We start from the raw sequence: 12,539 nt of genomic DNA, 5'->3' as shown, positions 1-12,539 counted from the left end.
GTAAGTCCTTTCTCCCCGATGAAGCACTCTTACTCTTCTGTCTCACAGATTCTCCGATCCAGTGAGCTGTATCTCTGCTGTTGTTTCTCATTCCGGATCATTTCCCGGAATGTCTCCTCACTGCCGACAACGGTTACGCACTTACGCGCCCTGGTGACAGCTGTATAAAGAAGATTTCTGTTCAGAAGCATCCTTGGTCCGGACAGAAGCGGAATTACAACTGCAGGATATTCAGACCCCTGCGATTTATGTATCGTGATCGCATAGGCAAGTTCCAGTTCATCCAGCTGTTTGAAAGAATATTCTGCCCATCTGCCATCCTCAAATTCCACCTCGGCTGTCTCGGCAAAGTCATTGATCGTCCTGAGGATTCCGGTATCTCCATTAAATACACCAATACCTTTCTCAATTGGAATACCATACAGGCCCCGGATTTCCCATTCCATCTGGTAGTTATTCCGGATCTGCATGACTTTATCGCCCTCGCGGAAAAGTCCGTGTGCATTTTCTCTTTCTTTCTTTGATGCATCCGGCGGATTCAGGTATCTCTGGAGAATCTGATTCAGCCGTTCCACGCCAAGAAGTCCTTTCCTCATAGGAGTCAGGACCTGAATATCAAAAGGCTTCGCCTCTACATATTTCGGAAGTTTTTCCTGAATCAGTGCAATTACCACGCGAATGATAATGTCTGCATCATATCTCTTAAGAAAAAAGAAATCACGGCTCTTATTGTCAAGAACCACCTGTTCTCCCTTGTTGATCTTGTGTGCATTTACGACAATATCACTCTCTGATGCCTGCCGGAAAATCTTCTTAAGCTCTACCACCGGAAATGCCATGCTTCTGATAATGTCGCGAAGTACATTTCCCGGTCCCACGCTTGGAAGCTGATTCTCATCACCTACCAGAATCAGTCTCGTCCCTGCAATGATTGCCTGGAGAAGTGAATGTATCAGCTGAATATCCACCATCGACATCTCATCAATGATAATGACATCTGCTTCCAGAGGATTCTCCGCATTTCTCTCAAAATGAACTGCCTGACCACTCTTATTGTCATCCTCAGGCATTCCGGATAATTCCAGGAGTCTGTGAATTGTCTGTGCCTCGTAGCCGGTCGCCTCTGTCATTCGTTTGGCCGCTCTTCCTGTCGGTGCAGCAAGCCGGATCTCTGCTCCCTCTCCCTCAAAATACTGGATGATCGCATTGATCGTGGTTGTTTTTCCTGTTCCGGGACCTCCTGTCAGAATAAACAGGCCATGACATGCCGCCTCTGTGACAGCTTTTTTCTGCATTTCATCCAGAACAGTGTCTGTTTCCTTTTCAATCTGTGCGATTCTCCTGTTGATCATCTCTGGATCTTCCGGATAGAGAATATCCAGTTCCTTAAGCATTCTTGCTGTGTTAAGTTCCAGATAATAGTACATGGTCGGATAAACCAGGACCACTCCGTTCTCTTCTTTCTGCACCAGCTTGCGGTCTACAGAAAGATCCATCAGATGTTTTTCCATATAGGAAGGATCCACCCCCAGAAGTTCCGAAGCCCTCTGGAACAGTTCTTCCCTTGGAAGATATACATGTCCGTCTCCTGATGCCTGCAAAAGAGTATACATCATCCCGCTTCGGATTCTGTAATCTGAATCTGTATGGATTCCAATCCTGTAAGCGATCTCGTCCGCAATCTTGAAACCAATACCACTGATATCATCTGCAAGCCGGTAAGGATTTTCCTGAAGTACACTGTAGACTGTTTCTCCATATTTCTGATAGATTTTGGCTCCGAGATTCAGAGAAATCCCATATTTCTGCAAAAACATCATTGCTTTTCGCATGTCAGCCTTCTCAGAAACCTGCGCTGCAATTTCTCTCGCCTTTTTTTCACTGATCCCCTTGACCTCTGCCAGCCGTTCCGGCTCTTCCTCCACGATCCGAAGTGTCTCACGCCCAAAACGTCTCACAATCCTTGCCGCCAGTGCCGCACCGATGCCTTTGATCGCGCCTGATCCCAGATAACGTTCCATTGCCATGGCATCTTCCGGCATTTTTTCGGTAAGAGTTGCTGCCTGAAACTGTTTTCCATAGACCGGATGCTGGATATAATTTCCGGTAAGTTCCACGGAAGCCCCCATCGTAATCACCGGAAATGATCCGACACAGGTCAGTTCTTCCTCATCTTCTACGCCCTTTAATATCATTACGGTATATCCGTTTTCTTCGTTTCGAAAAATCACATGATCGATATACCCTGTCACGCTTTCACTCATAGTTCCTCTCTTCTGCTTCTCAGAATTCCGTACAGCAAAACCAGGACATCCAAAGTAAACTTCAGATATTCCTGGTTTCTGTGTTCACGGATCTCTGCGGTCATTCTTCCATTCTCGCCATGATCTCTGCATATTTTCCAGTTCCAACAGCTACTACATTCACTGCATTCTGTACCGTCAGTGTATTTACCCCTGTTCTCTGTTCGATCAGAGTGTCCATTCCACTCAGCATTGCGCCGCCTCCTGCAAGAACAATTCCACGGTCCACGATATCTGCTGCAAGTTCCGGCGGTGTCTTTTCCAAAACGCCATGAACGGTCTCTACGATCTGATTTGTGGCATCTTTAAGTGCCACACGGATTTCTTCCGAAGTCAGCTTGATGGTCTTTGGAAGACCCGTCAGGATATTTCGTCCCTTGACTTCCATCACTCTCGGATTTGCTTCCTCAATCGCGGTACCGATCTTGATCTTGATCGTCTCGGCAGTGTCCTCTCCAATAAAAAGTCCATGTGTCCGGCGTATGTAGCTCATGATCGCCTGATCAAACGTATCTCCTGCTACCTTGATCGTAGAAGAGACGACAACACCGCCCAGGGAAATCACTGCCACATCTGTCGTTCCGCCTCCGATATCCACGATCAGATTTCCAAACGGTTTCGTAACATCCACACCGGCGCCGATTGCTGCTGCGATCGGTTCTTCGACCAGAAAAACTTCCCGTGCGCCAGCCTGGAAGGTTGCTTCCTCCACTGCCCGGCGCTCGATCTCCGTGATCCCGCTTGGCACACAGATGCTGATGCGGGGTTTGCGAAAAGCTCTTCGTCCCATTGCTTTCGGGATAAAATATTTGAGCATTTTTTCCATTACAATGAAATCCGTGATCACGCCCTGGCGGATCGGACGGATCACCTCTATATTGGAAGAGGCATGTCCCGCCATCTGTTTTGCTTCCTCACCAATTGCTTTGATCTTTTCTGTATCCTTGTCATATACTACCACCGTCGGCTCCTTGAGGATCAGACCTTTGCCGGTGGAATAAACCAGACAACTGCTGGTTCCCATATCGATTCCAATATCATTTGCAGGCATAATAGCCTCCTTCCCAATTTTCTCTATTGCTGCAGGTATTTCTTCACATACTGGCCCGTGTAGGATTCCGGACACTCTGCGATCTGTTCCGGTGTTCCTGTTGCGATCACCGTACCTCCACGGTCACCGCCTTCCGGTCCCATATCTATAATATAATCTGCTGTCTTGATGACGTCCAGGTTATGCTCGATGACTACAACGGTATTTCCGCCGTCTGTCAGACGCTTCAGGATCTCAACCAGCTTGTGTACATCCGCGAAATGAAGTCCTGTCGTCGGCTCATCCAGAATGTAGATCGTCCTTCCGGTGCTTCGTTTGCTGAGTTCTGTCGCAAGCTTGATCCTCTGCGCCTCGCCGCCGGAAAGTTCAGTGGACGGCTGACCAAGACGGATATAGGAAAGTCCTACATCGTACAGTGTCTGGATCTTACGGCGGATAGATGGAACGTTTTCAAAAAATCCCAGTGCTTCCTCGACTGTCATATTCAGGACATCGTAGATACTTTTGTCTTTGTATTTCACTTCCAGCGTTTCTCTGTTATAACGTTTGCCCTTGCACACTTCACATGGAACATAGACATCTGCCAGGAAATGCATCTCGATCTTGATGATTCCGTCACCGCTGCACGCCTCACAGCGTCCGCCCTTGACGTTAAAACTGAAACGTCCTTTCTTGTAACCTCTTGCCTTCGCATCTGCAGTCGCGGCAAAAAGATCTCGAATCTGGTCAAAAACGCCTGTATACGTTGCCGGATTGGACCTCGGTGTACGTCCGATCGGCGACTGATCGATATTGATGACCTTATCAAGCTGGTCAAGTCCCTGGATTTCCTTATGTTTGCCCGGGATAGTCCGCGCACGGTTCAGGTCTCTTGCCAGAGTCTTGTACAGCACTTCGTTGATCAGGGAGCTCTTGCCGGAACCACTGACTCCCGTAACACTCGTCATAACGCCCAGTGGGATATCCACATTGACCTGCTTGAGATTATTTTCCGCTGCTCCGCGGATCCTAAGCCATCCTGTCGGCTGTTTACGCTCCGTCGGCACCGGAATCTTGATCCTGCCACTTAAATATGCGCCTGTGACAGAATCCGGATTCTGCATCAGTGTCTCTGCTGTTCCGATCTCGACAAGTTTTCCACCGTGTTCGCCTGCCCCCGGTCCGATATCCACAACACAGTCCGCAGCACGCATGGTATCCTCGTCATGTTCCACCACGATCAGGCTGTTCCCCAGATCACGGAGGCGCATCAGTGCCCTCAGCAGTTTGTCATTATCTCTCTGATGAAGTCCAATACTCGGCTCATCCAGGATATAGGCAACTCCGACCAGCCCGGAGCCGATCTGTGTCGCAAGACGGATTCTCTGCGCTTCCCCGCCGGAGAGTGTCGCGGTCGCACGGCTTAAAGAAAGATAATCCAGACCTACTTCTGCAAGGAAACCAACTCTCGCACGGATTTCCTTGAGGATCTGCTTTCCGATCAGTTCCTGCTGGCTGGAAAGCTTCAGGTCTTTCAGGAAATCACACAGCTTCTCTATGGAGAGCGCTGTTATCTCATAAATATTCTTATCTCCGACTGTGACAGCAAGTGATTCTTTCTTCAGTCTCTGTCCCTTACATGTCTTACATGGGGTGATGCGCATAAAAGATTCATATTCCTGCTTCATTGCGTCGGAACCTGTTTCTTTGTATCGCTGCTCCACGTTCTTGATAAGACCCGGGAACGCAATGTCATAAATTCCCTCTCCGCGCTGTCCCTTGTAGTAAACCTTGACAGAGTGTCCATTAGTTCCGTGGATCAGAATGTTCTTGATTTCTTCCGGATAATCCTGAAATGGAGTATCCAGACTGAAATGGTATTCATTTGCCAGTGCATCCAGGATCGCTCTTGTAAAACTTCCCTTGTCTGTGCAGGACTGCCATCCCATCACAGTAATGGCTCCCTCTGAAATACTTAAGGATTTGTCCGGTATCATCAGGTCGACATCGAACTCCATCTTGTATCCCAGACCGAAACAGTCCGGGCAGGCTCCAAACGGATTATTGAAAGAAAAACTTCTCGGCTCGATCTCGTCAATACTGATCTGGCAGTCCGGGCAGGAAAAACTCTGGCTGAAATTTATGATATTTCCATCCATCGTGTCCACCATCAGAAGTCCGTCTGCAAGATCAAGGACAGTCTCGATGGAATCTGACAGTCGTTTCTCAATACCTGGTTTGACTACCAGACGGTCTACTACGATCTCGATATTATGCTTGATGTTCTTGTCCAGTTTGATCTCTTCGGAAAGTTCATACATGTTTCCGTCGATCAGAACGCGGACATAGCCGCTTCGCTTTGCCTGATCCAGAAGTTTCGCATGGGTTCCCTTGCGTCCTCGGACTACCGGTGCAAGAAGCTGGATCTTGGTCCTCTCCGGCAGTGACATGATGTGGTCTACCATCTGGTCTACGGTCTGTTTCTTGATCTCCTTGCCGCACTTCGGACAATGTGGGATTCCGATCCTTGCATACAGAAGACGGAAATAATCGTAGATCTCAGTTACTGTTCCTACGGTAGATCGCGGGTTTCTGTTTGTGGATTTCTGATCAATGGAGATTGCAGGCGGCAGTCCCTCGATCGACTCCACGTCTGGTTTCTCCATCTGTCCCAGAAACTGTCTCGCATAAGAAGACAGAGACTCCATATAGCGTCTCTGTCCTTCCGCATAAATGGTATCAAAAGCCAGAGAAGACTTGCCGGAACCACTGACTCCTGTCAGTACTACAAATTCATCTCTTGGAATATCTACGCTCAGATTCTTGAGGTTATTTACATTCGCACCCCGAATCCGGATAAATTTCTTCTCAGTTGTATGTCCCGCCATAGTTTCTTATGCTCCTCTGCTTTCTCATTATATCTAATTTGCACTGTTTCTCTGTAGTATTACTGTTCTCAGTAACTCTACTATTGATTCTGTATTACTGTTTGCTCCGGGAGTTCCAGCTCTCCTCCCGTTTCACTCATCCAGCAGAAAATCTGCCAGGACTGGATTGCTCACATGGATTCCTTTCCTTGTAAATCGCCAGAACTCACCTGTATGTTCCAGCAGATCCATCTCTTTATATTTTGCCAGAACAGAGCCATAAATATCCTCTATCCTGCATCCAAAATTTCTCTCAAACTGTCTTTCAGAGATTCCTTCTGTCATACGCAGCCCCAGGAACATGAATTCTTCTATTTCGTTGTTTCTGGAAAGCGCCGTAACATCCTCCCGGATCTTCTCCGGTTCTGTGCTGTCTGCCAGATACGTCTGCATATCTCTGGTATTGCTGAAACGCTTTCCCTGAAATAATGATGCCGCTCCCAGACCGGCTCCCAGATATTCTGTGCGCTGCCAGTAACCCTTGTTATGCCTGCACTCGAAGCCGTCACGGGCGTAATTGGATATCTCATATTGATGGAATCCATATTTTCTCAGGATTTCCGCGGTGTCCTCGTACATCTGGTATTCTTCATCTTCTGTTGGAAGGATCAGTTTCTTCTGTGCGAAAGGCGTTCCCTCCTCGATGATCAGACTGTAAGCCGAAATGTGCTCCGGTGAAAGTTCTGCGATGGTTTCCAGATTGTGCTTCCAGTTCTCGCAGGTCTGCCCCGGTATTGCAAACATCAGGTCTACATTGATGTTGGAAAATCCAGCTTTCCTCGCCCAGTGATAACTCTGGAGAAATTCTTCGTAGGTGTGGATCCTTCCGAGCATGTCAAGTTCCTGCTGCACCGTGGACTGAAGTCCAAAACTTATTCGATTGATACCGGCTTCGTGGCAAAGTTTCAACTGCTCCGGACTGACTGTTCCCGGATTTGCCTCCATTGTGATCTCTGCATCTTCACTCAGAATAAATGCCTGTTTTATCTCATCCATGATCCGGCAAAGCTGCTCTCCACTGAGCACAGATGGAGTTCCGCCGCCGATGAATATAGAAACGACCTCATATACTTCTTTCTGTGAGATGCTTCTTATCTCCCTGCACAACGCATCTACATAGTCGTCCCGTGTCTTCTGGTCTGACGGTCCGGAAAGGAAATCACAGTACTGGCATTTGCGGACGCAGAACGGAATGTGCACATATAACTCCAGCGGAATCTTAGTATTCCTCACTGTAATCTTCCTCACTGTCGTCATATTCTGAATCATCCTGGCTGCTGTCATCTTCTGAATAATCTTGGCTGTCTCCGCTGTCGGAAGAATCGCCCTCTGTATCAGAAGACATATTTGCATCCGCAGATGTGCTGTTGTCTGACAAACTGGAATTATCTGCTGTCGAAGCATTATCTGACGTAGTACTGTCTGACACAACCGCAGCTCCACTTGCTGTATTGGCAGATGTAGATCCGGCATTCTCATCAAGATAGCTGTTTACCATCGTTACGCCACCACTTGAAACAACTGCTGCAGAATTTACCTGCTCCGGTGCAGTCGTAGGCGTTGGCTCCGGTGTGATGCTGATCTTGATAACTTCTTCTGTTTCCGGATCTGCTGCTTTCTTCTTGCCGCATCCGCAGCCCGCCAGAAGTGTACACATCAGAAGGACTGCACCTGTCAGCAATAAACGTGATCTTGTTTTTTTCATTATTATCCTCCGATTCCCGAACGATTATTTATCGTCCAGCTTCAGAACACTCATAAACGCTTTCTGCGGGATTTCTACGTTTCCTACCTGGCGCATACGCTTCTTACCTTCCTTCTGTTTCTCCAGAAGTTTCTTCTTACGGGAAATATCACCACCGTAACATTTGGCAAGTACGTCCTTACGCATGGCACGGACAGTCTCTCTGGCGATAACCTTGCTTCCGATCGCAGCCTGGATCGGGATCTCGAATAACTGTCTCGGAATTTCTTCTTTGAGTTTCTCGCACATCTTACGTCCTCGCTCGTAGGCAGTATCTGCATGTACGATGAAGGAAAGGGCATCGACTTCTTCCTTATTAACAAGGATATCCAGTTTGACCAGATCACTGCGCTCGTAACCGCAGAGCTCGTAATCGAGGGAAGCATATCCTCTGGAACGGGATTTGAGTGCATCGAAGAAATCATAGATGATCTCATTCAGAGGCAGTTTGTATTTCAGAAGTGCTCTCGTCTCTTCCATATATTCCATTCCGATGTACTGGCCACGGCGTTCCTGACAGAGATCCATGATTGCGCCGATAAACTCGGTTGTTACCATGATCTCGGCATTTACCATCGGCTCTTCCATGTATTCGATCTCTGACGGATCCGGGAGATTGGATGGGTTGGTCAGTTCGATCATATCGCCGTTTGTCTTGTAAACCTTGTAGATAACACCCGGTGCTGTCGTTACCAGATCCAGATTGTACTCTCTCTCCAGACGCTCCTGAATGATCTCCAGATGAAGAAGACCAAGGAAACCACAGCGGAAACCAAAGCCCAGTGCCACAGATGTCTCTGGTTCGAAGAACAGGGAAGCATCGTTTAACTGCAGCTTCTCAAGTGCATCTCTCAGATCGCCGTACTTGGCACCATCTGCCGGATAAAGTCCGCAGTAAACCATCGGCTGTACTTTCTTATATCCTGGAAGTGCTTCTGCACACGGTCTCTCATTATCCGTTACTGTATCACCGACTCTGGTATCTCCGAGGTTCTTGATACTTGCTGTAATGTATCCAACCATGCCTGCTGTCAGCTCGTCACATGGAATGAACTGACCTGCGCCAAAATAACCTACCTCTACAACTTCTGTCGTAAATCCTGTCGCCATCATGCGGATCTGTGTTCCTTTCTTTACACGGCCATCCAGCACACGGCAGAATACGATAACGCCCTTGTATGCATCATAAATGGAGTCAAAGATCAACGCTTTGAGCGGTGCATCCACATCACCGTTCGGTGCAGGGATCTTCGTAACGATCTGCTCCAGAACTTCCTCTACATTCAGTCCTGTCTTGGCTGAGATCCTCGGTGCATCGTGTGCCTCGATTCCGATCACGTCCTCGATCTCATTGACAACTCGATCCGGCTCTGCGCTCGGAAGATCGATCTTGTTGATGACCGGAAGGACATCCAGATCATGATCCAGTGCAAGATATACGTTCGCCAGTGTCTGTGCCTCGATTCCCTGTGCCGCATCCACGACAAGAATTGCGCCGTCACAGGCTGCAAGGCTTCGGGAAACCTCATAGTTAAAATCGACATGTCCTGGGGTATCGATCAGGTTGAAGATATATTCCTCCCCGTCACTCGCCTTGTACACGATACGGACTGCCTGGGATTTGATCGTGATACCACGCTCCCTCTCCAGTTCCATATTGTCAAGGACCTGAGACTGCATCTCACGCTCAGTCAGCGTACCAGTCATCTCGATAATTCGGTCAGCAAGCGTAGACTTGCCATGGTCTATATGTGCAATGATACAAAAATTACGGATTTTGCTCTGATCTATCATTCTTGGATGTGCTCCCTTCTATATATATGTGCTTCACGAAAATTCTCTATATCGTGGGTCATTATAGCATAGCCATTCGCGTTTCGTCCAGCCATTTAGCCCCTTATTCCCGCTCTGTTTCTATATTATTTCCATCTACCCAGCGCCACCTAAGTTCCGACGCGCAAATTGAAATTCCCCTGTAATCTGGAAATTCTTCTTTTGATATGCCATCACAGTCACACCAGAATATTTTGCCGTCCTCCAATATCAGAGTTACTCCAAGGATTTCACAGGTATATTCTTCATCATACGGAAACAATTTCAGATACTCAATGCCCGAGAATTCCAGTTCGACTATATTTTTCCCTCGATTTATGGATTTGCTATTGTATATATCGGACACCACAGATTTCGTACAGAACGTATGTAGACCCTATATTTATTTCTTCTTTTCTACAATACATGACTTTCTTATAGATGTTATTAGTTTTGGTTGTCTTTACAGTATAGTATGTCCTGAAAAAAATCCTGTTTTCCTTTGTTATCTCACAATTTCCCAGTTTATATTGTTTCGGCAGTTTTTCACCGATGTTACACCAACCTATATGATATCGAAAATTTTTCCATGTCAGACGTTTGAGCCTTCTATGCACTGTACGAAACCCAGAAATATATTCCAGACATATAACAGGCACAATGCCATAAAACATTATAAGTGCCGGAGTGCCTTCAATATCTTTACTGAAGATGCATTCAATCCATAACAAAAGCGTCGCCGCCCCCAAACAGCATACCAATATCCAGACATCAATTACATTTGCCCTGCTAACAGGAATTACATTACCTTTATACAGTACTTTGTTACAGGTAGATGATGTTCTTAGCTGATCTGGCAAATAATATTCGCCCAGTTGAACATACTCTCGATGAATTCGCCTCACCCCATACAGTCCGCCAGAAAAGAAAAACAATATAAGACACTGTTCACTCAACACGTAGAGTTTTAACACCCAAAAAGCACCACACAACAGCAGACAAATCGTGGTTACCTTACTGTTCCTGTCAAACAATTCCTTATACAGTTCTTCGTATTTCCTGGCCTTTTCTAACTGTTTCATACATTCTCCTTATCCATTCTTTATTAAGTATACTACACTTCCATTTTTCGAACAAGTGTTTTCTTTGGGTGAATATAGAAAAATCAGAGGCAGCAAAAAGTCGCCTCCGATTTATGCTCATTCTTCTTCCCTTGTAGTACTCAATCCCAGGATAGAACTGACTTCTTCTTTCATTTCATCATATTCTTTCTTACCACGCCACTTTGAATATAACGGTAAAATCTGAACCTGCGGTTCTTCCTGATGCAGGATAACTACTGGAAGTCTGTATCTTCCCTGTTCTCCATCTTTTTGGTCAACGTAGCATAGGCTTAATAAATGTCTCCTCAGTTCCCGGTTTGCATTTTCTATGCACAAGATTGCAATAACTTTTACTTTTTGTTTTTCCGCACTCAGTTCCTGTTTCCAGAAATGTGCAAAAAATTCATTTAATATCTGCATGTTTTCTTCGGAATATTTCTGCATCTGCCCCAACTGTAAAATCTCAACAGACTTCTCCGTTTTCTTCCAGTAAATTATAGAGTGCACTTCCTTTTTGCTATATGCTCCTGCAAAAATATATTGCTGCGAAGTACATTCTTGCTCTATTTTGTTCTTAATCTCTTCAAACGGCACACGATAATAATAATACGAACTTGCAAATTGAGGATTTCTGGAATATTCCGCTATATTGCTGAAAGGTTTCCATATATGATCCGGTCCCTCTGTGTAACGAAAAGCCTCATTGTAATACCATTTATAATACAGAGCATAATAACACCAGACCACTTCAACAACCACAAAACAGCCTCCAAATATATAGTCACATATTTTCCAGATATTTGCATTCATATATATTTTGCATATAAACGCTATTGCCCAAATCCCACATAACGCAGTTTCACAGTAAAATTTCCCTTTAAGATTCGATAATATATTCTTATCTGATGCGTTTTTCCTGAAAAATCCAGCCACATAAAGAGGATTTACTTCACTTATACAATCTGCCCATCGATACTTCATTTCTCTGCCAATGTGTATTTTGTGTCTTCCAATCGGACACAAACAAAAGAATGAAAAAAGTGCACCTATCAATGAAACCGGGGCATCACAAAACAATATTGCTGATGCCAAAAAATATACATAAAAAAAAGCAATGGCAAATATAATCATTCCTACGCTTACCAGAATTTCCATCTTTTGTGCTCCCAATCAATATCTATTGACCCAAACTGTATTTATACAAAATATTCCTGCTGCCCAATTCCAAGGATGATATTCACCGGTACCTGCAGAACCTCTGACATCTTGATTAGAAGTTCTGCATCAATCTTTGTCATGCCATTCTCTATCCGGGATATTGTGATAACAGATACATCCAGTTTCTCCGCAAATTCTGACTGACTTCCCACTCTTCTCTTCCGCAATGTACGTATGCGATTCCCCATTTCTATACGCTTACTGTCAAACACACACTTCATAAAAAAAGCACCTCCTTCGTCTGATAGCTCTTAATGCAATTATACGAACATTAGTTCTTATTTGCAAGTTTTTTTTCATAACTGGCACTTTTCACAAAAATGAGGGTTAAATGTATTTTTAAATTCTACCTTGCAAGAGTAAATTCTATACCTGTAGAATTTACTTCTGCATGGATTTTTC

The 12,539-nt window shown here is 45.6% G+C and carries 9 protein-coding genes; all 9 read right to left on the bottom strand.

Annotation, left to right across the window (positions count from 1 at the left end; translation table 11 throughout):
* Nucleotides 1-29 precede the first annotated feature (29 nt).
* The 9 genes from recD2 to WMO75_RS05830 all read right to left on the bottom strand — a co-directional run bounded on the left by recD2 (nucleotide 30) and on the right by WMO75_RS05830 (nucleotide 12,358).
* On the bottom strand, nucleotides 30-2,264 hold the full coding sequence (gene recD2 / locus WMO75_RS05870) for an SF1B family DNA helicase RecD2 (RefSeq protein ID WP_118698822.1): 2,235 nt from the start codon (nucleotides 2,262-2,264) through the stop codon (nucleotides 30-32).
* A 100-nt stretch (nucleotides 2,265-2,364) separates the two neighbouring features.
* Nucleotides 2,365-3,354 carry a rod shape-determining protein gene (locus WMO75_RS05865; protein WP_118252243.1) on the bottom strand — a complete coding sequence of 330 codons (990 nt, stop codon included), beginning with the start codon at nucleotides 3,352-3,354 and terminating at the stop codon, nucleotides 2,365-2,367.
* Between the two features lie 23 nt (nucleotides 3,355-3,377).
* Nucleotides 3,378-6,221 carry an excinuclease ABC subunit UvrA gene (uvrA, locus tag WMO75_RS05860; RefSeq protein ID WP_118698824.1) on the bottom strand — a complete coding sequence of 948 codons (2,844 nt, stop codon included), beginning with the start codon at nucleotides 6,219-6,221 and terminating at the stop codon, nucleotides 3,378-3,380.
* Nucleotides 6,222-6,353: 132 nt separating this feature from the next.
* The gene (gene hemW / locus WMO75_RS05855; protein ID WP_118252245.1) at nucleotides 6,354-7,517 is read right to left on the bottom strand and encodes a radical SAM family heme chaperone HemW; all 1,164 of its coding nucleotides are present in this window, start codon (nucleotides 7,515-7,517) and stop codon (nucleotides 6,354-6,356) included.
* A complete protein-coding gene (locus WMO75_RS05850; protein ID WP_022214319.1) occupies nucleotides 7,480-7,965 on the bottom strand; it encodes a hypothetical protein in 486 nt (161 codons plus the stop codon). The genes hemW and WMO75_RS05850 overlap by 38 nt, the downstream gene beginning before the upstream one ends.
* Nucleotides 7,966-7,989: 24 nt before the next feature.
* Entirely contained in the window at nucleotides 7,990-9,798 is a 1,809-nt protein-coding gene (gene lepA, locus WMO75_RS05845; protein WP_022214320.1) for a translation elongation factor 4, read from the bottom strand.
* A 365-nt stretch (nucleotides 9,799-10,163) separates the two neighbouring features.
* Complete coding sequence (locus WMO75_RS05840; RefSeq protein WP_022214321.1) at nucleotides 10,164-10,898, bottom strand: hypothetical protein; 735 nt, start codon at nucleotides 10,896-10,898, stop codon at nucleotides 10,164-10,166.
* A 117-nt stretch (nucleotides 10,899-11,015) separates the two neighbouring features.
* Complete coding sequence (locus WMO75_RS05835) at nucleotides 11,016-12,074, bottom strand: hypothetical protein (protein WP_022214322.1); 1,059 nt, start codon at nucleotides 12,072-12,074, stop codon at nucleotides 11,016-11,018.
* A gap of 41 nt (nucleotides 12,075-12,115) precedes the next feature.
* Nucleotides 12,116-12,358 (bottom strand): helix-turn-helix domain-containing protein, encoded by a 243-nt coding sequence (locus WMO75_RS05830; protein ID WP_022214323.1) that lies wholly within the window; start codon nucleotides 12,356-12,358, stop codon nucleotides 12,116-12,118.
* Between the last annotated feature and the right edge of the window lie 181 nt (nucleotides 12,359-12,539).

Origin of the sequence: Blautia intestinihominis, assembly GCF_040096655.1 — a bacterium.
GTDB lineage: Bacteria > Bacillota > Clostridia > Lachnospirales > Lachnospiraceae > Blautia_A > Blautia_A intestinihominis.
Note: the sequence above shows the minus strand (reverse complement) of the source record. Positions and strands in the feature narration are given on the sequence as shown.